Source organism: Anoxybacteroides voinovskiense (assembly GCF_014196205.1).
Lineage (GTDB): Bacteria > Bacillota > Bacilli > Bacillales > Anoxybacillaceae > Anoxybacteroides > Anoxybacteroides voinovskiense.
The window spans coordinates 123,433-147,559 of sequence record NZ_JACIDE010000001.1; the positions used below are offsets into that span (position 1 = coordinate 123,433).

The window sequence follows — 24,127 nt, forward strand, 5'->3', positions numbered from 1 at the left end:
CTCCCCACATTTCAACCGTGAGTACATTTATTATAACAAGCGCAAGAAAAATAGACGAGCGGATGGCCGTTTTAGAAAAAATTGTTTACTAGCGGAAAAAAGCAACGTCATTAGCGGCAAACTCCATAAAAAAACAGCATACGGAATATAGGAAATAGTAGAAACCCCTGTAATCGCACTGCACATTACCGCCAATATGCTCCAAGGAATGAGTCCTGGAAAAATCATCGTCGAATCTGCCATCACTCTTGCCAATTCTTCCCGCGAGTACTGCTTTTGCCAGTGAGAAAAAAACGAGCGGCCAGTTAAAATAATCGGCAACGTCTGATTGCACGCCACCGCCGCGATGGCAAGCGAGGCAACCATCGTTCGCCACGTATATGACATAAGCGATTTCTTACTCGCTAGCCAGCGGTCTAAAAACGGCTGTACAACCTGCAATTCTTCCAATATCCCGTTATAAACCCCGGCTAAAGCAATAAATAATAACAAAAACAACACGGAACGAACCCCGCCGCCTAGCTGCTCACTGCCGTTCCATAAATGGGAACTAAGCAAAACCATCGATGTTCCGCGCCAATACGCAAGCACAATTGCACAAATGATGCTTGCGAAAAAGGCGTGCTTCATTTTTATACGAAAGCAAACGAGCAAAAGAAGCACAACTGGCGGAAGTAGCGCAATTGTGTCCACATGCAATGGTGCTAAATGAAGCGTCGCTCGTGTCGATACGTGCAAATCAAGAAAAAAATAAAAACAGGCACTAAAGCAAACCGCAAGCACTGTCGTTGGTAATAATTTACGTAGCTGATGGTATACAGGTGTTTCGACCGTATGCACAAGCAGCTGATAAGCGCTGGAAAAAACGGACGTCCGATCGCCGACAAACGCTCCAGAAACTAACGCCCCAGCTACGACAGGAAGCGGCAAATGTAAAGACATCGCAACGCTCATCAACGGGATGCCGAGCGCGCTTAACGACCCGACCGCGGTGCCTAGCAATAACGACATCACCATCATAAAGAGAAACGATAGGAGGAAAAAATGCTTAGGCGATAAAAAATGCAAAAATAACGCGACCATTTGGTCCATCGTGCCACTTATCTCCCACATCGGCAGTAGCATGCTCACCAATAACAAAATAATGACAACCTCTTTCGTCTGAAGCGCTCCCCGTCCCCCCATTCTTAAAAGCGCACGAAAAGATATCCCTTTATGAACGCAGAGCGCAGCTAACGCAAAAAGCCCCGGAAAAAACCCGATAAAGAGCGGAATGTGAAAAAACACCGCGCTGAAAATGCCGAATAGCGTCACCGCCAATAGAACGAACATTTCTTTGTACGAAAAAAAAACTGCCACCATGTGCTTCATCTCCAGCAATAAGTTATGTCATTATTATATAAAAAATCGGTAGTTTTCCTAGTGAAAAAGCTCCCGCTTATTGAAAAATCGCGGGAGCTTTAGTCATGCAGCTGAAGAATTTTTTGCTGAACATCATGGATTTTTAATTTGGAAATATAAGCAACTTTATCACAACAAGCAAAACGTGCCCAATACGTTTCACCGACTGCTTCAATTTTAATGATTTTTTTCAAATTAATAATATACGAGCGATGCGTTTTAAGGAAAAACGGTTCAAGCCGATCCGCTAGTTCACTTAACGGTTCGTTCGTTTCGTACTTTTCATCCGAAGTATGGATAACGGTTTTCCGGCTTTCTTTTTCGATGAATAATATCTCTTCCATCGGAAGAAATAAAATCGAGTTGACTAGTTTTATATCAAGCCGTTTTGCTTTCTTTTGTTCCTTCTGCTCATGCAGCTGAATTAATTTCCTCGCTTTCTCTAAAGCACTAAAAAGGCGAGGCGGCTCAATCGGTTTGACGATATAATCAGCCGCAGCGACGTTAAACGCTTCGACAGCGAAATCTTCGCATCCTGTCGTAAAAATAACTTGCAACGTCGGAAAAAGCTCTTTGCATGATTTTACCGCTTTCATCCCATCTAAGTTCGGCATATGAATATCTACTAGCGCAATGTCTGGTTTTTCGTTTGCAATCAGCTGTACCAATTCTTCGCCGTTTGCTGCTTCCCCGACGACTTGATAGTGCGGCAACAAACTAACGAAATGGCGCAACAATTTTCTAGAAGAATCATGGTCATCTGCGATCACAATTTTTAATTGCTTCATCTATTTATGTTCCCTTCTTTTCAAACAAATGTAATTTTCCCCGCTTCGTTTAACACCGCTTTTATCCATCGCTGTTCTTGCGAAAATCGGTATCTCGCTTTCCCGATTTGAATAACCGTCCCTTCCCAAGCGTGTTTTATCTCAATCGATTGGTCGTGCGGCACTGCAATAAATGTTGCAACTCCTGCAGATGAACCAGCTTCTTTAATAATTGCGCCACGCCGCGCGAACACTTCGCCACCGCGTATAATACCGTCGATTTTCAATAGCCCTCCAGCATGAATTTTCGAGTTGTAGCATCCTTGCCCTGAAATGGTGATATCGCCACTACAGTAAATTGTGCTATTTAACGCGTACGATAGTTCCACATAACAGCTTTCGCTATTTTCCGCTTGATATTTCTCGATGATTCCTTTTATATCGGCAAGCAATTGCTGGAGCGCTTCAAGAGAATGAGAATCATTAGGTGCAAGCGTAAAAAAGGTTTGTCTCAACCCTTGTGCTAACGCATTCCATTCTTGTTCTAAAACTAGACGGTTCGTATGTTGGATATCTAAATACCGCTTTCCTATTGCCATAATTTCCGGAAATTTTCGTTCTAGCAACAATTTGATAACCGGATATAGGTTAGAATCTTCCAATTGAAACGTTGGTGAAGTGATAATTTGCTGCAACCCGAACACAAATAGCTGCAGTTGCTCTCCGAGTGAGCGCAGCGTCTGAACGAGTTCTTCGATGACAGGGCGATTTTCTCCGACGGTAATCGTACTGCCGATGACGTTATGATGTACGATGACTCCCTGCTTCGAAGAAACGGTTGCTCGGTTGACATTAGCAGCAACCACCACTGCTCCGTCCGCTTCAACATACATCCCATCTTCCACGCTGCCTAGCACTTCGACATCGCCTTTAAAATGAATATTGCCTGTCGCTAAATCGACGTTTCCGTGTTGAACGAACTTTTGAACAACAGAAACTTTAATAGCTAACCCTTTTTGTTGGATGATTGGTCGGCCTGTTTCGGTAGCGATAATCGTGTTTCCGACCATTTCTACCCCTTTTCCAAGTTGAACAATAACCGGCTTCGTTTCTTTCACAGGAATTGGATCGTTCGTTACCGTCATTCCGGATAATCCCGGCTCAGGCGGATGGATTACAACAATGACTTGTCCTTTTTGTACCGTTGGAATTGTTTTCAGTTCGCGAAAATCGACTGTGCCGTCTTCGCGTACTTTTGGTCCTTTCGCTTGATTAGTTGCTTGGAATTTTAGTTCTACCCAGCCATTGCGCCCTTCGCGTGGCGGAATACCTTGTGCAATAATAAACTCGCCTGGTTTCGTGGCATTTAGCGCCCGCACAATTTCAGAATGTTTAAATCCGAGTACGACTTGTAAGTTTTGCAGCTCTTCTAACAACCGTTTATACGAAAGCGTTTGTTGGACCTCGATTTTTTCTTCTGCCTGCAAGTTGAGATGGGCAGCTGGGGCGATATCGTTCAGCACATACGTTTTGCGCATACCTGGTTCAATATATAGCGTCACACACATTTTGCTTTCGTCGATTACAATCTTCCAGTTTGTTTCAGTCGTTTCATCTTCTTTTACTTTAATGTCAAATTCATCTTTTTCAGTCATGACGACAGTGCCTGTTACTCGTTCACCGTTTTTCCATAATTGCACCCCTTCTCCGACCGTCACTGTTGGATAGTGGGAAGGAGACGTTTTGCAATACAACTTTCCTTGTTTTACCCATACTTTCCCTTCGTTATTGTTTACTTCTCTATCTTTTTCCGCTTCGACTGACATCGCTTTTTTCTGCTCCTTATACGTTGGCTGTCGTTCTACTTTTGTCAACTTAACAACCGCTGGTTTAACGCGGGAAAAAAGAACTCCTTTTTGTTCTTGTTGAATGATTTCGACCGTTACTTCTTCATAAGAAGCGCGCAAAAGCGTTAATCCGGCATTCACCGCTTCTTGTACATTCCGCCCTGTTGAAATAATCGTTTGATTCATTTGCATCAACTCCTTTGAGTGAGCGAATCAACAAACATATCTCTTTCTAAAAGTTTACCTATTTTCTCTTAGTAACATTAACCATTTACTTCCCCGTCTAGCAAAAGAAACTTTGGTTTTACGTGCGTTTACCATTTCCTCTCGGAATATGCGATAAAGATCGACGATAGCAATCGACATGTTCGACATCTCAGCTGGCAACGCACGATCTGTCAATCCAATGAATTCAAACTTCTTCAAATCTAAATTTTTGTCGTAGCGGACGAATTGCCTCAATTTTTTCCATATATGAGCAGTTGTCAACAACTTATTAGAAACACTTTGTTTCATAAACGTAACTGCTTCTTGCCAATGGCGCGGTTCTGCTACGGTGAGATGAAGTTGCATTTTTATCATCGAAAGCAATACACACGCCCCCATTCCGCTCATAATCGGCATCATACTAAACACGCGGTCTTTGCTCGATAGCTTTAGCGCATTCACGATTTTTTCGCATAGCCGTTGCATCATGCCCATATCCATAGTCACCAATTGCAAAATCCCGTCAGCATACGAACAATTTAGCACACATGCCTCTTGTTCTGTTAATCGTTTGTCGTCCCCTCTAATGACTAACGTACTCCAATATTGATAATCTTCTGTTTCAAAAATCACCGTTTCTTCGCGAATTGAGTGTGCCCAATCGTAAACCGCTTGAAAATACTTGCGACGATCGTATTTTTTGATCGTAAATACAAGGTGCGGATTCACACGTGACAGCACGTGTTGTAGCTCTGCTCTTTCAAAAAACGGATTAAGCGGCACCACCGTGCCACCAAGTCGATTAATAGCCAGCATTACACTAAAAAAATGAAACACATCCGGAACAAGTAATGCTACTTTTTTCCCAGAAATATCTCCGACTTGCCTTAACAACGTTGTATATCGTTCAATATTTTGGTGAATATCGTACAATGAATAGCTTCCATTCGATGTTGTTAGTAATTCTTTATGCCAGTTTAATTTTTCGCTCGCAAACATCCAGCGGTATAACCCTCTCATCGTTTTACCCCTCTGCTCGATATTCCTACTCGCCTCCGCACTATTTTGGTGGAAATTAGTTATTTAGAACTATCCCTATTCAAAACTTTTTTCCTATTTTATTTATCTGTAATTTGTTAAATCCCTCATAAAAAACATACTTGTTTACTATTGAACCTTATGTTAGTTAGTGGTAACTTGAAATTGTGCATTTTTAGAAAATGTTCTATTTTCTTCGCCATTTAGGAAACGATGAGGAGATACTCGCGAAGCGAATGGCGAAGTTCTTTTTCTTATAGTTTTTCTGGTATTCCTAAAAGATAACCTTGCGCGATTGAGACGCGAAGAAATTTCGCTTGCGCTAAATCGATTTCTTTTTCAATTCCTTCAAGTACGATCGCCTTCGGACGACAATAATTAACAAACAAAGAAATGAGTTTTTGTTTCTCCTGATTTGTCGCTAATTCATTCGCAAAGCGGCGATCAAGCTTTACGTAATCTGGCTGAAGATTCATCATATTTTCGAAAGTAAATGCACTTTCTCCGACGCTATCAATCGCAATAAAGAATCCGTGTGATTTCATAGTTTGTAGTGTTTCTTTCAATGCGTCATTCGCCCAAAGTTCCCGTTCAGCGTTCGTTTCGCTTAACTCGAATACGATTCTCCCTTTTATTTCAGGGTATTTTCTTAATAGCTCACGGACAAAAGGAAGAAATCGGTCGTCTAAAATAGTCGAAGGATAAACGTTAATAAATAATAACTGCTTTTGAAAGTTCATGAACGGAAAACAGCGTATTGAACTTTCTATCGCCATCGTATCTACTTCATATAAACATCCTTCGTTTCTCGCCTGTTGTAACAGTTGTTCCACTTGAACGCCACCTTTAATGCGCAGTAGTGCTTCATATCCGAACGAAGTCCATTGGACTAAATCCCAAATCGGCTGGTAAACGTGCTCCATTTTTTCTTCGCTTAACAACGACTGTTGCACGCACACTTTTATCGACTCCCCCCTCATCGTTAAAGCCGTTGTGTAAAAATATACCTATTTCCGCGACTTTTGTCTAACGACTTTCATGCATTTCAGACGTTTTTCGACACCTTTTAAGTAAAAAAACCGACATTTTAGACACACTTCGCGACCTTATACGCAAAAATGTCGAAAATATGTTTTTTATGATAATACTTGTAAAATCGTTTCGAAACATTGCGCAATATTTAGCGGTTTTGTTAAATAGCCCGCACATCCTTTTTGCAAGGTGCGTTCTATCTCTTCTGGCACGGCATTGGCACTTACAGCAACGACCGGTATCGAACGTGTTTTTTCGTTTTGTTTTAATTGTTCTAATACATCGTACCCATGCATGTCCGGCAAATGAAGATCGAGAAAGATAGCATCCACTTTTTCATGAAAAGCAATTTTCAATCCTTCTTCTCCAGACGTTGCATACAACAATACAACGTTAGCAAACGGCGCAAATATTTCTTCCAATAGCTTTATGTTAGATAGCCGATCTTCGATATATAGTAACGTTTTCGCCCCTACTCGCTTCATTTCTTCGAACGAGTGTGCGAGTGTATCAGGATGGACGTGAGTTGTTTTCTTTATCGCTGGAAGAGTAAAAGAAAAATTACTTCCTTTCCCTAGCTTGCTATCGACACGAATCGTTCCGTTCATCGCCTGTACTAGTTGCTTCGCAAGTGCAAGCCCAATTCCCGAACCTTCTGCATTTGTTCCTTTGATACGATAAAACGGTTGAAAAATATCATCCAATTCTTCCGCTGGAATTCCGATCCCCGTGTCTTGAACATGAATCGTTACCGTCTCCGCTTCACACGTACTCGTAATGGTCACACTCCCGTTTTCTTTATTATATTTCACAGCATTTTCTAATAAATTAAACAAAATTTGCCGAATTCGTGTTGAATCTGCTTTTACATAGCAGTCATCGGCTATTTCGTTCATGATTTTCACGTTTTTTTGCTCAGCTACTGGTTGAAGGAACTTCACACTTTCTTCTACAACCGAAGCCACGTTTACTTCATCGTACGTGATACTTAATCTCCCCGTTTCTATTCTCGACAAATCTAACATTTCATTTACAAGTTGCAGTAAATGCCTCGCACCATTTAAAATTTCATGCACAAACTCACGTTGCTGGCTAGTTAATGACGAATCCATATCAAGCAATTGCGCAAACCCTATTATTCCGTTTAGCGGCGTCCGAAACTCATGGCTCATTTTCGAAACAAGTTCAGAACAGGGATGCTCACTTTTTGTTTTTGCCGCCACTCCCAACATTATCATCTCCTCTCTGAAAAATAAGGGAGCTTTTTAGGCTCTTCACCGAAAGTTGTGCTTGATTTTTTAACAAAAATTTGGTCATGCTCTACTTACGTATTAAAGGAAATATAAGTAAAATACTTATTCATGCACAATCCTTATTCGGAGAAGTTTATTATTTGTCAAGCACACTTTATGGTGATGAACCGCTTTTTATATATTATACCATATAGTAGCAGCGGTTGTACCTTCTATCACAAAGCCCCCTTCCCTCCAAGGAGAAAAGGGGATTATCTTAACACAAACGACATCACCGTAAACAACACGGCAGCTAAGCCGGCAGCGATAAAGGAAGGCACGAGTTTCGTGCGGGCGTATTCAATGACTGGCAAATCTAAAATAGTGCATAACGTCACCGTATTATCGCTCAATGGGGAAGCGAATGCGCCAAATGTCCCACTGGCAAATACCGCTCCGATGACTAGCAAAATGTTCGTTCCAGACTCCGCTGCAAGCGTCACCCCAAGCGGCATCAACAGTCCCCACGTCCCCCATGACGAACCGATAAAATACGAAATGAGCGCCCCTAACAAAAACAATACTGGCGCGACGAAATAATGCGGAATCCACCCTTTTACATGTTCAGTAATATAGGCGGAGAACCCTAAATCTTCGGAAATCGCTGACACTGCCCAAATAAGCGCTAACATTAAAATGACAGACATTAATTCATTTCCGCCTTTGACAAAATGCGTCAATAAATCCGCCAGTTTAAATCGTTGCCATAAAAAATACATGACCGTTAAAATAACGGTGATCATTAGCGCTTCTAACATAACGCCAAGCGCATCGCTGCGGAGAAACGCATCGAAAAAGCTCGTCGCCCCTTGATGCCCGTCCCACCAACTGAGAAACAACGTTAACACAAGAACAAGGGAAAGTGGGACAATTAAATTCCACGGCTTCGTCGGCGTATCTTTTTCAAACGCTTCCGGACAAGATTCTAGCCCTTCTTCTCCTTGTTGTTCGTTTGGGTTTTCCGTTTCGCTTGCCGCTTCGACCATTACTGCTCGATTTTGCTTTCGAATTTCCAACATGGATAATGTGCGTTTTTTATTATATTGAAAAAAACTATAGTATAAGCCAACAAGGAGAATGGTAAACGAAAAAAAGTTAAACGGAATACTTTTTACATACACCGTGTACGCCTTTTCATGAATACCGGCCGTTTTTAACGCTTTGTCAATGACCGATACCATATAACCGACGAACGCGGTCGCTAACGGAATGAGCGCAACTACCGGATTGGACGTTACTTCAATCGTAAAACCGATTTGTTGCGACGATAAATGGAGTCTCTTTTTCAGCGCTTTCATAATTGGCGCAATCGTAACAATCCGAAAATCCGGGTCACTAAACGTCACCATTGTAGAAATCCATGTCAACAACAACGCACTTCTTGCCGTCTTTACTTTTTTTCCAACAAGATGGACAAACCCTTTAATTCCCCCTGTATATTTAATGATGCTAATCAACCCAGCAAATACGTAAAGAAAGATAATAATCCGAATATTGTTTGTTTGCATCAAGTTATGTACAAGATACGTGAGCATCGTTTTTAGTCCACCAAGTATCGTCGAATCGACTAAATAACTGCCAAGCAAAAGCGCCACAAACAAACCTGGAATCACTTGCCTTGTCCAAATCGATAACGGGATAACAACTAAAAACGGGAGAAGGGCTCTCCAAGAAGGTTCAATCATTTTACCACTCCTTTCGTACATCTGTAGTATGAACGAAGTACGAAAAAATATGCCTTCTCCCGTTATGAGAAAACTTATCCCCGAAACCGAAAATGAGCGTTCATTTGTCCTTTTAACATTTTTTCACGTAGCTCTTTTGTTAGCTCGCGGCGAATTTCTTGCGTTGGTACCCCTTCCTCGCGCTTATCGGCAATATCCATCAGCCGCTCCACGTCGTCAAATGAATATTTGCGCGTCCCCTTCGACCGGTCTGGAAAAATCAACTTCCGCTCTTCGTAATAACGAATTTGCCGCTGCGACAACCCGGTCAGTTCACTGACGACCCCAATCGAAATGACTTTCTTAAACTTATACGCATCATCTTTTCGCTCCATCGCACTCCACTCCTATGATAATTTTTCTAACACAATTATATAAAAAACAAAGCGATACGACGTATTTTTGTTATAATTTCTAACATTATTTTTATTTTATATGTAATAAAATATAACATAAGAATAGCAATCACGCAAAAAATGTTTATAATGGGAAGAAAAAGGGAGTGGGAACATGGGGAAATTATTGCAAAACGCGCTTCAGAAGCAAAAACAGTTTTATATTTACGAGCTGACGAAAACAGGGATGTTTGAGTTTGATTCACTTAATCGGTGGACCGTCACCGAATTGCGCCGCGAATACGAACAAAATCGAACAAGACAAAAGAAAAAACGGGAGGGATGGCAGTGAACTACCAAGCGCTTGAACTAGCGAAACGAATTGTCGAATTAGACTTGCAGCGCGATGCGATTTTTGAGCAGCTTATAAGCCTTGCTGGCGAACGAGCGTACGAATTGCTTCGGGAAGTGCAAAACAGGGGATAATTTAGCATTTTTTCTGACGATTGTAACCGTTTTATATTAAAATATATATCGTTATTCATGAAATTGCGATGGGCTTTTCAATAGATTGTCACAGATTATATCACTTTGTGAAGAATTTATCATTATACTAAAATATGTAGGAAACGAAAATAAAGCTGGTGAATGAACATGAATCATCGACAACCTTCCGAATTAGTCGTGATGAAAAGTTTAGCATTTTTAGCTGTCGTCTTTCAAAGCGCATTATTGTATGTGATGAACCATCGAACACTTCGTCCGGAAGAAGCGGTAATGGTCGGCATGTTATTTAATTTTGTAAAGTTTTCAGCGCCAGTATTCGTATTTTTGGCAGGGTTTCATATGGCGCAGCAAAGCATTGCCCACTACCGGTCGTACGTGATGCATAAAGGAAAAGAATTACTTCTTCCGTACGTGTTTTGGGCGGTTGTTTATTTATTGTTGCTTACTAAAGACGCAGGCTGGAGCGAATGGGTAAAACAATTTTTAACAGGGGACGCTGCCCCTCATTTATGGTATGTGGTGATGATTTTCCAATTCCATCTACTCGCTCCGTTGTTTGTGCGATTTTTTACATGGCTAAAAACAAAGGGAGCATGGACAAAAGCGCTCATCGGCGGCGCGATGGTTTATCTCTTATTTTTACGATCGTTTGCGCAGGTGAGTGCGTCTCCACTTCATTATTTGGATCGAAGCTTTTTTGCTTATTTCTTTTACTTTTTACTCGGAGGCGTAGCGGCACAAACGTTGCCAAAGTGGCGGAAATTCGTCTTGCAATCAATTCCGTTTAATACGTTTCTCTTTTTAGCGTTGTTTATTTTCGTAGGGTACGAATTGCTTACCTTTAAAAACATTTTTTCGATTGATTTAAAAGCAGCAACATACTTAAAACCGTCGATGTTTTTCTACGTATGCTCGGAAATTTTATTGCTTTACGCATTATCGATGACCATCGTGCAAACAAAATCGCCGTTATATACGGTGCTTCGGTTTATTAACCGCTATACGTACGGCGCGTATTTAGGGCATTTATTCTTTTTATACGTGTTTGCACATACGTTAAACATCGCCGCTCCGCTTTTACAAGGCGTCGTGTTGTTTGCTATTACTGCTTTTTTCTCGGTTGGATGCTGCGCGCTCCTTCATCTCTCTCCAGTGAGCGCATTAGTCATCGGACACGAACAGAAGCAGTGGGAATGGCGGCTTTCTCCGCTTATGATATTGAAAAAATAACGGGCGAACTCGTTCGCCCGTTTATAATTCTAATCGCTGCCGAAGCGCTTTCACATAATTGCGGCTGACGGGAATTTTCACATCTGTTCCTGTTAACGTTAACTGATACGCCCCGTTAAACCACGGGGTAAGCTGTTCTACTTTTTCCACATTGACTAAATAGCTTTTATGCGGTCGGAAAAATAAGTTCCCTTTTAACTTTTGCTCGAGTTCTTTTAACGGTGCTTTCGTATGATACATTTTTTGTTTCGTCACGACTACTGTATCTTTTATTTCTCGGCAACAATATAAAATATCGTGGGGCGATACGTACACAATGCCTTCCTCTTCTTCAATCGCTAATTTTCGCAGCGACCCGTCTGAAGCAGAAGGCTTCTCTTTTTCAAATTTACGCAACAGACGAGCGACCGCTTCCCCTACTTGCACGTCATCAAACGGCTTTAATAAATAATCGACCGCCTCATAGCGAAACGCTTCGACCGCGTAATTCGGATATGCCGTCGCAAACACAATCGTCGGCGGCTGTTTGAGCTGTTTCAACATTTTTGCAAGGCTGAGCCCTGACATTTCTGCCATTTCGATATCTAAAAAGACGACGTCCGGCTGTAAGGAAACGATTTTTTCTAACGCATGTTCCCCGCAATCTGCCTCGCCAATAATGTCGATTTGTTCATAAGCAAGCAATAAATGTTTCAATTCGTCACGGCTTAACGGCTCGTCATCGACGATGATGACTCGCATACGCAATAGCCCCCCTCTCCTTCTCTTCTTTTAACGGAACGGTTAATTGGACGGTCGTTCCTTTTCCTTTTGCCGATACAATCGCAAAGCGTACGTCATCTCCAAGCAACGACTTCGTTCGTTCATAGACGTTATACAGCCCTATCCCTATCCCTCGTTGTGAAGCAACTGGCGTTCGCAATAGCTGTGCCACTTCTTCCTCCGTCATTCCTTTGCCGTTATCGGTCACAGAAATTTTTACCATCTCTCCATCTGCTTTCACCGCGATGACAATTTCACTGCCTTTTTTCATATATTTTAAACCGTGTTTCACCGCATTTTCTACTAATGGCTGCAACGTCATCGTCGGCAGCACTACCCGTTCAAACCCTTCGTCAATGTCGTAGTGGACGCGCAATTTATCTTGAAACCGTGCTTCTTCGATTGTTAAATATGCTTTCACGTGGCGAATTTCTTCTTCTAACGTCGATAACATGTCCGTCGTACTCGCTAAGTTTTTGCGAAAATAATAGGCTAACGAAACGAGCAACTGTCTTGCTCGATTTGGGTCAATTCGGACGCAAGAAACGATTGTGTTCAAAGCATTAAACAGAAAATGCGGATGTACTTGGGCATGGAGCGCTTTAATTTGTGCTTCTTTCATTAATTGGTAATATTTTTCCGCTTCGGCAATTTCCAGCTGCAAGCTTAACAACGACGACAACCCTTTCACAAATTCAAACGTAATGGACGATAAATCGGCGTCTGATTGAAAATAAAATTTGAGCGTGCCGACCGTTTCGTCTTTTCGCTTTAACGGGGCGATAATCGCTTTATGCAGCGGACAATTCGGGTCATGGCAAGCAACCCGGTCGTGCACGATGAGCATTTCCCCTGTTTCCACCACCTGCCGCGTCGTTTCCGTTTGAATTGGCTCGTTCGCAAAATGATGGTCGCTTCCCGCTCCGACGTGCGCTAAAATATGTGTACGGTCCGTCACCGCGACCGCTACAGACGGAACTTCTTGAATAAAAAGCTCACAAATCGCTTTCGCCGACTGCGGCGTTAATCCATTCCGCAAATGATGGACGGTTGCTTCCGCTAAACGCATCGCTTTTTCCGCCTGCAATGCCCCTGCTTTTTCTTCTTCTTGAAATACGTTGCGAATAACTAGGATAAAAATAGCGCTCCCTAAGCCATTCGCAATAATCATCGGCACGCCAATTTCCTCGACAAGCAATAACGCTCGGTCAAACGGCTTTGCGACGAGCAAAATGACGAGCATTTGCAACGTTTCCGCTGCCATCCCAACGACAAGCGCCACCTCTGGCGACAGGGCAAACGCCCTTTTTTTGCGGTGATGAACCATCCCGGCAATTGCTCCAGCGATAATCGTCGATACACCGCAAGCGACCGCTGTAAATCCTCCAAGAAACAGCCGATGCACCCCAGCAATTAAGCCGGCACCAAGCCCGACTTGCCAACCGCCAAGCAATCCCGCGATAACGACCCCGATGACGCGCGAGTTGGCAAGCGCCTCATTTTCTTTCAACGACCACGTCCATTTCGCGACTTCAAACGTTTCCACATGCACGGTTAAACCGGTATACGTTCCGACAATCCCGAAAATTCCGAAAATAACCATAATAATGAACCGCTGCGCCCAATCTATTTCTTGATGATAAATTAATCGACGAAAATATGACAACCGCGTCAATAAAAACGCGACCATAACAATAATCCCAAGCCGTTCGACCATCGAAAGACAAAGCTGCCACATCCTCCATCACCTCTACTCCTATCTTACCACGGCCGAACTAATAGCTCACTTCTTTTTTTACAGCGAGTTTAAGTATCGTCATGAATCTATTTCATCGAAAAAAGAAGGTGTCCCAAAAATAACGGGGCACCCTTTCTTATAACCATATATACACGCGAAACACGTGTTGTTGTATTTCCCTCGAAAGAAATCAGCTCCTATACATGTTCCACTCTCGCTTTTCCGCCAGCGCCAATCCATGTTTTTTTCCATTGTCGCTGTACAACTGCTATAAGTAATAGGCACAATAACGCAATTCCGCTTAACACGAGGAAACCGAACGTGAACGAGCCGGTCGCTAGTTTTATATTTCCTAAAATTTTTGGCAAAAAGTAGCCGCCAAGTCCGCCTGCGGAACCGACAATTCCGGTCATGACACCAATTTCTTTTTGGAAGCGCTGCGGCACTAACTGGAATACCGAACCATTCCCCATCCCTAAGCTCATCATCGCAATAAAGAGAAAAGCGGTCGCAACCGGCAAGCTCGGCAAAGATGAAAGAAACGCCATCATCACCGCAACCATACTGTATAGCATTATTAACATGCGAATGCCACCAAATTTATCAGCTAACCAGCCGCCAATCGGGCGAAAAAAGCTTCCTGCAATGACGCAAATCGTTGTAAAATCGGCCGCTTTTACCGGATCAAGTCCGTACTGGGTGTTGAAAAAGATCGTCAAATAGCTCGACATCCCGACAAACCCGCCAAACGTGACACTATAAAACATACAAAATAGCCATGCATCTCGTTGTTTTAACACGCGCATATAGTCTGTGAACTGTTGCGGGGCTGGTTGATTTGGGCTGTCTTTGGCGAACACCGAAAAAAGAAAAAACGTCACAACGAGCGGAATGAGCGCGAAAGCAAAAACGATGTGCCAATCGCCATAATATTGGGCGATTCGGTTGGCAAACAGCGTCGTTAATACTGTTCCACTATTTCCTGCACCCGCAATTCCCATCGCAAGCCCTTGGTATTGCGGCGGATACCAACGGCTCGCAAGCGGCAGTGCAGCGGCGAAACTCGCCCCCGCCACTCCAAGCAATAACGCGACGACATAAAGCTCGGATAAATGGTCGGCAAACTTCCAGCCCCAAATAAGCGGGATGAGCGTAATCATCATGCCGATTTGCGCCGTCTTTTTCGGACCGATATGGTCGGTTAACAAGCCGAGAACAAGCCGAAGAATCGAACCACCTAAAATTGGCAATGCCACAAGATTCGCTTTTTGCGCCGCATCCATTTGAAAGTCGTTCATAATAATGACCGAAAGCGGACCGAGTAGCACCCAGATCATAAAACTAACGTCGAAATATAAAAATGCACTAAATAGTGTCGGTGTATGACCGCTTTTCAAAAAACTTTTTCGTTCCATAGCCATTCCCCTTTCATAAAATATCGCAACTGAACGGATGCATCTGTGCTATAATAATAACTAGAAACGTTTTTGATCAGGCACTCTTCATCATAGAGAGTGTCTTTTTTTAATTTTTCTCTAAATCAACGATCGGGCTGATTCGTGCAGCACAAATTTTAAATCCTGGCATTTTGCAATAAGGATCTAGTGCATCGTCCGTAATTTGGTTAATATTTTGTTTTCCGCTCCAATGAAACGGAACAAATACAGTATCTTCCCGAATTTTATAGGAGTACTTGCTCCTTACAACCGCAGCTCCTCGCTTTGTTTCAATCTTCACTAATGCATTATTTTCGATTTTATATTTTTTCGCTGTGTTCGGATGAATTTCCATAACTGCTTCGATTTGCCGTGAAGCAAGCGTCGGACTTCTACGTGTTTGTGTCCCGCTTAAATAATGCGTCAACACACGCCCAGTCGTCACGTACAGCGGATAGTGGTCTGTCGGTTCTTCTTTCTCGTACTTATTTTCGACAACCGCAAGCCGCGCTTTACCGTCATGGTGAGCGAACGAGTGTTCAAACAACCTTGCCGTGCCAGGGTGTTCCAAAAACGGGCAAGGCCAGTATACTCGTTCACGTCGCAACCGTTCGTACGTTATGCCATAGTAGTCTGCCAAACCGCCGCGGCTAGCAACGCGCAATTCGTCGAAAATCTCTTCTGCAGATGAAAATGAGAAATACTCCCCTTTCCCTAGCACTTTCGCAAGTTCGCAAAGAATTTCCCAATCATGTTTCACTTCTCCTAGGCGTTTGCGCGAAGCTGGACGCCATGTGACCCGTCCCTCTAAGTTCGTCATCGTCCCCTCATCTTCTAAATAGGAAGACGTCGGCAACACGACGTCGGCAAGTTCTGCCGTTTCCGATAAAAAGAGGTCGACAACAACGAAACATTGCAATGTCTTCAACGCCTGTTCGACAAAGCGGGCGTTCGGGCTAGAGACGACCGGGTTAGAGCCCATCATTATCATCGCTTTAATCTCGCCTGCCGCCACTTTTTGCATCATTTCATAGGCGGAAACTCCCTTTCTCGGCAGTTCTTCTTCTGGAACTCCCCAAACGCTCGCGATATATTGCCGATGCGCTTCATTTTCAATCGAGCGATATCCCGGGAGCTGATCTGCTTTTTGCCCATGTTCCCGTCCGCCTTGTCCGTTACCTTGTCCGGTAACCGCTCCGTAGCCGCAGCCGATTTTGCCAATTTTCCCAGTAACAAGCGCTAAGTTAAGAAAATTGCGGACGGTCATATAGCCGTTTGTCTGTTGCTCGACCCCACGAGCGGTGAAAATCATGCCGGTTGGTGCTAAAGCGTATTGCCTTGCAGCAAACGCGATTATTTCTTTAGCAACTCCGGTCATTGCGGCGATGTCGTCTAGTTGGATATGTTCGATATGTTTTTTTAGTTCCTCATATCCTTCCGTTCGTTCCTTGACAAACGCTTCATCGACGTACCCTTCCGCTAAAATAACCGCTAACATGCCGTTGACTAAGGCGGCGTCCGTCCCCGGTTTCACTTTTATATGCAAATCGGCTAGTTCACTCGTCGCTGTTTCTCGTGGATCAATGACAATGATAAATGCTCCGTTTTTCTTCGCCTGCCGAAAATAAGGCATAATCGTCGGCTGGCATTCCGCAATGTTCGTTCCTGCCAATAGGATGCAGCGGGCGTGCGGAATTTCCGATAGTTTGTTTGTCAGCCCACGATCGATACCGAACGTTGCATTCATCGCAGCGGCAGCGGCGGACATGCAGTAGCGGCCGTTGTAATCGATATATTTGGTTTTCAAGGCAACACGGGCAAATTTCCCTAACAAATACGCCTCCTCGTTTGTCAACGAGCCGCCGCCATACACCCCGACGGCATCATTGCCAAATTCTGTTTGGATAGCGGTAAAACGGTCACGAATAAACGAAAGCGCCTCCTCCCAGCTCACTCGCACAAACTCGCCGTTTTTTTTCAGCAGTGGAAACTGCAACCGCTCTGGGTGAAGGGCGTGTTGATGGGCACAAAGCCCTTTCATGCACAACCGACCGTTGGAAGTAGGGTTATCTTTTGCTAACACTTTATATCGGCTTCGCCCCACTACTCGCTCTTCGACGAGCTGCATCGTACATTGGACGCTGCAAAACGGGCATTGCGTATCAAACACCGTTTCTGTCGTGTAATCTTTTTGTTTTTGCCGAAAATAGTCTAATAAGTCTTTTGTCATAGGCATTCCCCTTACAGCTGGATATACATTTTTCCCGCTTCGATTTCCACCTTGTACGTTTTCACACATCCGTGATCAGGCGCTTGCACCTTCCCATCTTTGATGGAAATTTTCCAATCGTGAAGGGGGCAAAAGACGAACTCGCCACTAACGATTCCTTGCGACAAATCGCCTCCTTTATGCGGACAACGATTTTCTAATGCGTAAATCCGACCGTCCGATAGGCGAAATATCGCCAATTCTCTCCCGCCTACTTTGACGCATTTTCCTAATCGTTCGACAAGACGCGCTGCTGAACCGATTTCTACTCGTGCCATACACCATTCCTCCTACCGATTCACTGGTACTTTTGCTTGTAAGTTCGTAAACAATGTTTCTTGCAACTCTTTCGTTTCGACAATTTCTTTCCACGGATCTGTCGTCGCTCGTAGTGCTTGTTCTAGTCGCTCAAGCAATTGCTTTCGCATCTCCGGCGCAAAAATGACTTCGCGAATATGCTCTAGTCCAACGCGCTCGACCCATTTCGATGTTCGTTCTAAGTAATTGGCGGATTCGCGATAATATTGCAAAAATGCCCCTGTCATTTCGATGACTTCCTCGGCTGTTTTGACGGTGCATAATAAATCTCCCGCTCGTAAATGCGTTCCGCCATTTCCGCCGACGTAAATTTCCCAACCACCGTCGACACCGACGATGCCGACATCTTTAATTCCTGATTCGGCGCAGTTGCGCGGACAAGCAGAAACCGCCATTTTTACTTTATGCGGGGTGTTCAGCCGCTCAAACTTCTTTTCCATTTCGATGCCAAGCGCCGTGGAATCTTGTGTACCAAAGCGGCAAAACTGATTGCCAACGCACGTTTTCACGGTGCGGAGCGCTTTTGCATATGCATACCCAGACGGCATGTCAAGCTCTGCCCAGATGCGCGGCAAATCCTCTTTTTTGACCCCTAACAAATCAATGCGCTGTCCGCCTGTTAGCTTAATCATCGGTACGTTATATTTTTCCGCGACGTCGGCAATTTTCCGCAATTGTTCGGCTGTCGTTACCCCTCCATACATTCGCGGCACAACCGAATACGTGCCGTCTGCTTGAATGTTGGCATGAAGCCGTTCGTTGACGAAGCGGGATTCGAGTTCATCGACGTATTCGCCTGGATATAGCATGCTTAAGTAGTAGTTCAACGCCGGACGGCATTTGGAGCATCCTTCTTCTGTTTTCCATCCAAGCACACTCATTACTTCTTTGACATATTTCAGCTTTTTCGCTTTTATTTCGGCAATCACTTCGTCACGGCTTAATGTCGTACATCCACAAACCGTTTCTTTCATCGCTTGTTTATCAAACGTTTCCCCTAACGTATATTCCAATAGTTCCGCTACTAACCCTTTGCAGCCGCCACACGAACGAGAAGCGTTTGTGCAGTCGCGTACCTCTTCGACCGTCCGCAAGCCATGCTCGACAATCGCTTGGCAAATGGCGCCTTTTGTGACTCCGTTACACCCGCATACGACATCCGTATCTGCCATCGTTGCGACCGTGCTTTGCGTTGTTGAATTCGCTTGGAAAAAGGACAGCTGGAACGCGTCCGAAACCGGCTCGTTTCGGTGAATCATTTCCAATAGCTTTCGCCCTTCGCTTGTGTCCCCAAATAAAACCGCACCGACGATTTTTCCGGCGCGAACAACGACTTTTTTGTATACGCCGCGCAACTCGTCATACACTTTAATCGAAGACGTTCCTTCCCCTTCCATAAATTCACCGGCGGAAAAGACGTCAACCCCAGATACTTTTAGCTGCGTCGAAACGACGGAACCTTCGTACGGGTGAGTTTTTATCCCACAAATCGCTTCGGCCAACACTTTTCCTTGTTCATAAAGCGGTGCAACAAGACCGTATACAACGCCGCGATGCTCTGCACATTCCCCAACGGCATAAATGTGCGGAACGTTCGTTTCTAAATAATCGTTGACGATAATTCCTCGATTTACCGCGATTCCGCTTTCCTGCGCTAAATCGATATTCGGACGAATCCCGACCGCCATGACCACTAAGTCGGCAGCGATTTCTGTGCCATCTTTAAACCGCACTCCTTCGACACGGTTCTCTCCAAAAATTTCGGCTGTTTCTTTTTTAAGCAAGAAATTCATTCCTTGTTTTTCTAATTCACGCTGCAACAGCTTCGATGCCGTTGGGTCTAATTGGCGTTCCATTAAATAGTCAAAAATATGGATGACATCCACTTCCATCCCTAAATTTAAAAGACCTCTCGCAGCCTCTAAACCAAGCAAGCCGCCGCCGATGACTGCTGCTTTTTTATACGTTTTGGCATATTCCATCATCATTTCGCAGTCTTTAATATCCCGAAACGCAGTAACCCCTTTTTTGTCTGCCCCAGGGACTGGCAACATGAACGGTTTTGACCCTGTAGCGATAATTAGCTCATCGTACGAAACGGTTCGTCCTTTGTCCGTCCGGAGTTGTTGTTTTTCTTTGTCGATTTGCACCACCGTTTCACCGACAAACAAACGAATATTGTTGTTTCGATACCAATCCCAGTCGTTCATCGTAATATCTGCAATCGACGTATCGCCCTGCAAGACGGTTGATAATAAAATGCGATTATAGTTCGGGTGCGGCTCGCTTCCGAAAATCGTAATATCAAATAAATCGCGATCGATTTTTAAAATCTCTTCGATGCAGCGTACACCCGCCATCCCGTTTCCGATTAATACAAGTTTCTTTTTTTCCATCGCTCCATCCCTCCGTGACATGTTAGTTACCGCTGAAACCATAGTTTGCATACTAAAAACAGCAACGTAAACACCCCGATTTCTTTGCTTTTTTGCACCATCCTCTCTCCCCCCTATACTTATGTTAGTTTTATCTTATCATCTCGTTATTTTTTATCACTCACAATGTAAAAATATATTACATAGTTTTTAAATATACGTACATAGAAATCGTGAAAAACAATTTATTTGTTACTTTTTATAACATGAATTCATGGAACGAAAAGGCTCGTCCATTGGTCATGAACGAGCCTTTTCGTTAATGAACGATATTCGGTTGTTGTAGCTGGTCGATGAGTTGTTCGCAGCGTTGGACGCGTTCTTCTAATTGCTGCATTCGCTGCTCAAGCGCTAAGACATATTCGCGTAAGCTCATCGGCGCATATCGCTTCGCCAATCGTTCGTATTCTTCTTCGATGGCTAACACAACCGTCATCGATGAGCCAAAAATCGCCTGAACAGCATCGATTATGAGCGAGCCGTATTTCGTCTGTAACATGTTCCGTTGCTGTTCATCGGTACATTTCACGATTACCCAGTCGTGGTCGATAACTGCTGTTGTGCTGCCAATCCACCGTTCAAACGAATGCGCCGATAATTCTTGGGCAAGTATTTTTTTCACTTCCTCCCAATACATCCTTTTCTCTCCTCCCTCTTATTTTCTATCATAGCGCATTTTCCCGACGTGTGCTGTCGAATGATAGAGAAATTTTGTTTATCTTTCATAAACACCTTAAATTCCCACGTAGGTATGTAGTGTTCGACAAAAAGAGACTCATTTCCTTCCAATCATGTCGATTTTTATATAAAAAACGGCCGGCATGTTGCCGGCGCGTGTTATGGACGGAACGTTTTTAGTTTTTTCGTTATTTCTTTTGTTTGCGGGTAGATGTCACGATACAACGCAAACAGCTCGCGGTAGCGCTCTACTGCTGCTGGATTTGGCTCAACTACCCGTTCTACTTCTTTAAACGCACGGGCGCATTGTTCTAAGGAGGAAAACCAGCCGCAACCGTATGCAGCAATCATTGCCGCTCCCATGCTTGGGCCTTGTTCTTGTTTCAATTTTTCAATTGGTGTGGCAAATATATCTGCTTGCATTTGCAGCCACTCGATACTTTTTGCCCCACCGCCAATTGATACGACCGTATCGACTCGTTTTCCGCTCGCTTTGATGATTTCGACTGATTCATTTAAGGAAAACGTAATTCCTTCTAACACCGCACGAGCAAAATCCGATGTAGTATGTGCCGCATCGATCCCGATAAATGAAGCGCGTATATCCGCATCCGCATAAGGCGTCCGCTCGCCGACGATATACGGTGTAAATAATAATCCGTTTGCACCAATGGGCGATTTAGCCGCGTGTTGCACGATTTCCGAAAAAGGAACTTCGGGAAAAAATGTGCGCTTGAACCAGTCAAAGCTATACCCTGCAGCTAATGTAACACCCATAATATAGTACGAATTCGGCTTTGCGTGGTTAAAATAATGCACTTTTCCAGCAAAATCTTTTTCGCCTGTTTGCTCAAACGCAAGAACAACCCCAGACGTGCCGATGCTGCACATCGTTTGTCCTTCCGCCAAAATTCCGGCGCCAATCGCCCCGCAGGCGTTGTCTGCTCCGCCGGCAAATACTTTGACGCTCGTCGAAAGCCCGGTCTTCTCAGCGATTTCTGGAAGCAATGTTCCGACACATTCGGTCGATTCAACTAATGGCGGGCATTCAATCTCAATAGCAAGCTCTTGGCAAAGTTTTTCGCTCCATGCTTTCTTTTGGATATCAAGAAGCAGCGTTCCTGCTGCATCGGAATATTCCATTGCGACATGGCCGGTGAATCGCAGCCGCACATAGTCTTTTGGCAACAAAAACGTATGAGCCTGTTTGTAAAGATGCGGCTCATGTTTTTTTACCCATAATAATTTCGGGAGTGTAAACCCTTCTAACGCTTCGTTTTTCGTAATCGCTAATAGTTTTTCTTTTCCTATCCGCGCTTCGATTTCTCGACATTGTTCCGTCGTTCTTGTGTCGTTCCAGAGAATCGCTGGGCGTACAACTTCATTCGTTTCCGTTAATAATACTAAGCCGTGCATTTGCCCAGAAAAACTTAGCCCGACAACCGACCGCGGATCAATGTTTGCTATTTTGAGCACTTTTCGTAATGCAATAATCGTTTTTTCTACCCAATCTCCTGGGTTTTGCTCGCTATATCCAGAGTGCGGCTGATACAATGGATACGGTTCTGTGCTTTCTGCTTTTACTTTTCCTGTCCAATCGACAAGCAGCACTTTAACAGCGCTTGTTCCGATATCGATGCCGATGACGTGTTCCAAGTGTATCCCTCATTTCTTACCGACTGGCACAAACGTCAAGTAAATATTCGTTAAGCAACGTTTTCAACCGCTCTTGCCGCCCGGATTGGTTGCGAATATCGCCAAGTTGCAGCGCATACGCCTCTAACGTACGGAAATTCGCCGTTCCTTCCACAATATCGCGACCGATTCCTTCGGTATAGCTTTTGTATCGTTCTTCAATGACTGACTCGAATACGCGGTCTTCGATTAACCGATGCGCCACTTTCAAGCCGATCGCAAAGCTATCCATGCCCGCAATATGAGCGTAGAACAAGTCTTCTGGTTCAAACGAACCGCGTCTTACTTTCGCATCAAAGTTCAACCCACCTTTTCCAAGCCCGCCGTTTTGTAAAATTTCATACATTGCGAGCGTAGTAGAGTACAAGTCTGTTGGGAATTCGTCTGTATCCCAGCCAAGCAGCAGGTCGCCTTGGTTCGCATCGACCGAACCGAGCATTCCGTGAATGCGCGCGACGCGAAGTTCGTGTTCAAACGTATGGCCAGCCAATGTCGCATGGTTTGCTTCAATGTTGAATTTGAAATAGTCTTTTAGTCCATACGTCTGCAAAAACGCTAACGCGGTTGCGACATCGAAGTCGTATTGATGTTTTGTCGGTTCTTTCGGCTTTGGCTCGATTAAAAATTGTCCGTCAAAGCCGATTTCTTTGGCATAGTCAACCGCCATGTGCAAAAAGCGGGCTAAATTATCTAACTCGAGCTTCATGTCTGTATTTAATAGCGTTTCGTACCCTTCACGGCCACCCCAAAATACGTAGTTTTCCGCCCCAAGCCGTTTGGCGATTTCTAATCCTTTTTTTACTTTTGCTGCTGCGTACGCAAACACATCCGCGTTGCAAGAAGTTGCTGCACCGTGAACAAAGCGTGGATGGGTAAATAAGTTTGCCGTGTTCCAAAGCAACTTCGTTTTGCTTGTTTTCATATATTCTTCGATCATATCGACAATCGTATCTAAGTTTTGGTATGTTTCTTTTAATGTCGCTCCTTCTGGGGCGATATCGACATCATGGAAGCAGAAAAACGGGATATTTAATTTTTCAAATAGTTCAAACGCCGCCTCGACACGCGCTTTTGCTAAGTCCATTCCGCTGTATCGATTCCATGGGCGAATCGCCGTACCAACCCCAAACGGGTCTGCTCCATCCCCAACAAACGTATGCCAATACGCCACCGAAAAGCGCAAATGCTCTTCCATCGTTTTGTCCCCGACTTTTTCTTCTGGGTTATAAAACTTAAACGCAAGCGGGTTTTTCGACGTCGGACCTTCATACACCACTTTGTCAACGTTTTCAAAATACGCCATCCTAACATCCTCCTCGTCATTTTTCGTGAGATCGAACTTCTGCTATTAGTATACCGTCTTTTTATTTGTTTGTCTATTAGATAAACAAAGTTTGTTTTTTTGCCACAAAACCG

20 protein-coding genes are annotated in these 24,127 nt (G+C 44.0%); 3 read left to right on the plus strand and 17 right to left on the minus strand.

Annotation, left to right across the window (positions count from 1 at the left end; translation table 11 throughout):
- Nucleotides 1-30: 30 nt before the first annotated feature.
- From GGR02_RS00635 to GGR02_RS00670, 8 genes are all read right to left on the minus strand, one after another.
- Nucleotides 31-1,362, minus strand: a complete 1,332-nt coding sequence (locus GGR02_RS00635; protein WP_183182821.1) for a Na+/H+ antiporter NhaC family protein — start codon at nucleotides 1,360-1,362, stop codon at nucleotides 31-33.
- A 98-nt stretch (nucleotides 1,363-1,460) separates the two neighbouring features.
- On the minus strand, nucleotides 1,461-2,189 hold the full coding sequence (locus tag GGR02_RS00640; protein WP_183182822.1) for a LytR/AlgR family response regulator transcription factor: 729 nt from the start codon (nucleotides 2,187-2,189) through the stop codon (nucleotides 1,461-1,463).
- A gap of 20 nt (nucleotides 2,190-2,209) precedes the next feature.
- A complete protein-coding gene (locus tag GGR02_RS00645) occupies nucleotides 2,210-4,201 on the minus strand; it encodes a FapA family protein (protein WP_183182823.1) in 1,992 nt (663 codons plus the stop codon).
- A gap of 54 nt (nucleotides 4,202-4,255) precedes the next feature.
- Nucleotides 4,256-5,242, minus strand: a complete 987-nt coding sequence (locus GGR02_RS00650; protein WP_183182824.1) for an AMP-binding protein — start codon at nucleotides 5,240-5,242, stop codon at nucleotides 4,256-4,258.
- A gap of 272 nt (nucleotides 5,243-5,514) precedes the next feature.
- Nucleotides 5,515-6,219 carry an EAL domain-containing protein gene (locus GGR02_RS00655; protein ID WP_229706048.1) on the minus strand — a complete coding sequence of 235 codons (705 nt, stop codon included), beginning with the start codon at nucleotides 6,217-6,219 and terminating at the stop codon, nucleotides 5,515-5,517.
- Between the two features lie 177 nt (nucleotides 6,220-6,396).
- On the minus strand, nucleotides 6,397-7,524 hold the full coding sequence (locus tag GGR02_RS00660; protein ID WP_229706047.1) for an ATP-binding response regulator: 1,128 nt from the start codon (nucleotides 7,522-7,524) through the stop codon (nucleotides 6,397-6,399).
- A 272-nt stretch (nucleotides 7,525-7,796) separates the two neighbouring features.
- Nucleotides 7,797-9,266: a Na+/H+ antiporter NhaC family protein gene (locus GGR02_RS00665; RefSeq protein WP_183182940.1), complete on the minus strand. Its 1,470-nt coding sequence runs from the start codon at nucleotides 9,264-9,266 to the stop codon at nucleotides 7,797-7,799.
- Nucleotides 9,267-9,343: 77 nt separating this feature from the next.
- The gene (locus GGR02_RS00670; protein ID WP_183182826.1) at nucleotides 9,344-9,643 is read right to left on the minus strand and encodes a MerR family transcriptional regulator; all 300 of its coding nucleotides are present in this window, start codon (nucleotides 9,641-9,643) and stop codon (nucleotides 9,344-9,346) included.
- Nucleotides 9,644-9,818: 175 nt separating this feature from the next.
- Here GGR02_RS00670 and GGR02_RS00675 point away from each other — a divergent pair, with 175 nt between their 5' ends.
- The 3 genes from GGR02_RS00675 (at nucleotide 9,819) to GGR02_RS00685 (ending at nucleotide 11,380) form a co-directional block, all read left to right on the plus strand.
- Nucleotides 9,819-9,995, plus strand: a complete 177-nt coding sequence (locus GGR02_RS00675; RefSeq protein ID WP_183182827.1) for a Fur-regulated basic protein FbpA — start codon at nucleotides 9,819-9,821, stop codon at nucleotides 9,993-9,995.
- Complete coding sequence (locus tag GGR02_RS00680) at nucleotides 9,992-10,129, plus strand: hypothetical protein (protein WP_183182828.1); 138 nt, start codon at nucleotides 9,992-9,994, stop codon at nucleotides 10,127-10,129. Before GGR02_RS00675 ends, GGR02_RS00680 begins: the two co-directional genes overlap by 4 nt.
- Nucleotides 10,130-10,297: 168 nt before the next feature.
- Nucleotides 10,298-11,380: an acyltransferase gene (locus tag GGR02_RS00685; protein WP_183182829.1), complete on the plus strand. Its 1,083-nt coding sequence runs from the start codon at nucleotides 10,298-10,300 to the stop codon at nucleotides 11,378-11,380.
- Nucleotides 11,381-11,401: 21 nt separating this feature from the next.
- Here the strand turns inward: GGR02_RS00685 and GGR02_RS00690 are convergent, their stop codons facing one another.
- From GGR02_RS00690 to xylA, 9 genes are all read right to left on the minus strand, one after another.
- Nucleotides 11,402-12,121 carry a LytR/AlgR family response regulator transcription factor gene (locus GGR02_RS00690; protein ID WP_183182830.1) on the minus strand — a complete coding sequence of 240 codons (720 nt, stop codon included), beginning with the start codon at nucleotides 12,119-12,121 and terminating at the stop codon, nucleotides 11,402-11,404.
- A complete protein-coding gene (locus GGR02_RS00695) occupies nucleotides 12,099-13,880 on the minus strand; it encodes a sensor histidine kinase (protein WP_183182831.1) in 1,782 nt (593 codons plus the stop codon). Before GGR02_RS00695 ends, GGR02_RS00690 begins: the two co-directional genes overlap by 23 nt.
- Before the next feature lie 197 nt (nucleotides 13,881-14,077).
- On the minus strand, nucleotides 14,078-15,295 hold the full coding sequence (locus tag GGR02_RS00700; RefSeq protein WP_183182832.1) for a nitrate/nitrite transporter: 1,218 nt from the start codon (nucleotides 15,293-15,295) through the stop codon (nucleotides 14,078-14,080).
- 109 nt (nucleotides 15,296-15,404) lie between these two features.
- A complete protein-coding gene (nasC, locus tag GGR02_RS00705; protein WP_183182833.1) occupies nucleotides 15,405-17,546 on the minus strand; it encodes an assimilatory nitrate reductase catalytic subunit NasC in 2,142 nt (713 codons plus the stop codon).
- Between the two features lie 11 nt (nucleotides 17,547-17,557).
- Nucleotides 17,558-17,863 carry a nitrite reductase small subunit NirD gene (gene nirD / locus GGR02_RS00710; protein ID WP_183182834.1) on the minus strand — a complete coding sequence of 102 codons (306 nt, stop codon included), beginning with the start codon at nucleotides 17,861-17,863 and terminating at the stop codon, nucleotides 17,558-17,560.
- Nucleotides 17,864-17,875: 12 nt separating this feature from the next.
- The gene (gene nirB / locus GGR02_RS00715) at nucleotides 17,876-20,299 is read right to left on the minus strand and encodes a nitrite reductase large subunit NirB (protein ID WP_183182835.1); all 2,424 of its coding nucleotides are present in this window, start codon (nucleotides 20,297-20,299) and stop codon (nucleotides 17,876-17,878) included.
- A 298-nt stretch (nucleotides 20,300-20,597) separates the two neighbouring features.
- Nucleotides 20,598-20,975 (minus strand): DnaA N-terminal domain-containing protein, encoded by a 378-nt coding sequence (locus GGR02_RS00720; RefSeq protein ID WP_183182836.1) that lies wholly within the window; start codon nucleotides 20,973-20,975, stop codon nucleotides 20,598-20,600.
- Between the two features lie 200 nt (nucleotides 20,976-21,175).
- Nucleotides 21,176-22,672, minus strand: coding sequence for a xylulokinase (xylB, locus tag GGR02_RS00725; RefSeq protein WP_183182837.1), 1,497 nt, complete (start codon nucleotides 22,670-22,672; stop codon nucleotides 21,176-21,178).
- A gap of 16 nt (nucleotides 22,673-22,688) precedes the next feature.
- Complete coding sequence (gene xylA / locus GGR02_RS00730) at nucleotides 22,689-24,014, minus strand: xylose isomerase (protein WP_183182838.1); 1,326 nt, start codon at nucleotides 24,012-24,014, stop codon at nucleotides 22,689-22,691.
- Nucleotides 24,015-24,127 lie beyond the last annotated feature (113 nt).

Excerpts from the sequence above, each read along its gene's own strand:
- GGR02_RS00700 (WP_183182832.1), bottom strand. The coding sequence starts at position 15,295 with ATGGAACGAAAAAGTTTTTTGAAAAGCGGTCATACACCGACACTATTT.
- GGR02_RS00635 (WP_183182821.1), bottom strand. The coding sequence starts at position 1,362 with ATGGTGGCAGTTTTTTTTTCGTACAAAGAAATGTTCGTTCTATTGGCG.
- GGR02_RS00670 (WP_183182826.1), bottom strand. The coding sequence starts at position 9,643 with ATGGAGCGAAAAGATGATGCGTATAAGTTTAAGAAAGTCATTTCGATT.
- GGR02_RS00720 (WP_183182836.1), bottom strand. The coding sequence starts at position 20,975 with ATGTATTGGGAGGAAGTGAAAAAAATACTTGCCCAAGAATTATCGGCG.
- GGR02_RS00685 (WP_183182829.1), top strand. The coding sequence starts at position 10,298 with ATGAATCATCGACAACCTTCCGAATTAGTCGTGATGAAAAGTTTAGCA.
- GGR02_RS00690 (WP_183182830.1), bottom strand. The coding sequence starts at position 12,121 with ATGCGAGTCATCATCGTCGATGACGAGCCGTTAAGCCGTGACGAATTG.
- nirB (WP_183182835.1), bottom strand. The coding sequence starts at position 20,299 with ATGGAAAAAAAGAAACTTGTATTAATCGGAAACGGGATGGCGGGTGTA.
- nasC (WP_183182833.1), bottom strand. The coding sequence starts at position 17,546 with ATGACAAAAGACTTATTAGACTATTTTCGGCAAAAACAAAAAGATTAC.
- GGR02_RS00660 (WP_229706047.1), bottom strand. The coding sequence starts at position 7,524 with ATGTTGGGAGTGGCGGCAAAAACAAAAAGTGAGCATCCCTGTTCTGAA.
- GGR02_RS00675 (WP_183182827.1), top strand. The coding sequence starts at position 9,819 with ATGGGGAAATTATTGCAAAACGCGCTTCAGAAGCAAAAACAGTTTTAT.
- GGR02_RS00645 (WP_183182823.1), bottom strand. The coding sequence starts at position 4,201 with ATGAATCAAACGATTATTTCAACAGGGCGGAATGTACAAGAAGCGGTG.
- nirD (WP_183182834.1), bottom strand. The coding sequence starts at position 17,863 with ATGGCACGAGTAGAAATCGGTTCAGCAGCGCGTCTTGTCGAACGATTA.
- GGR02_RS00650 (WP_183182824.1), bottom strand. The coding sequence starts at position 5,242 with ATGAGAGGGTTATACCGCTGGATGTTTGCGAGCGAAAAATTAAACTGG.
- GGR02_RS00695 (WP_183182831.1), bottom strand. The coding sequence starts at position 13,880 with ATGTGGCAGCTTTGTCTTTCGATGGTCGAACGGCTTGGGATTATTGTT.
- xylA (WP_183182838.1), bottom strand. The coding sequence starts at position 24,014 with ATGGCGTATTTTGAAAACGTTGACAAAGTGGTGTATGAAGGTCCGACG.
- GGR02_RS00640 (WP_183182822.1), bottom strand. The coding sequence starts at position 2,189 with ATGAAGCAATTAAAAATTGTGATCGCAGATGACCATGATTCTTCTAGA.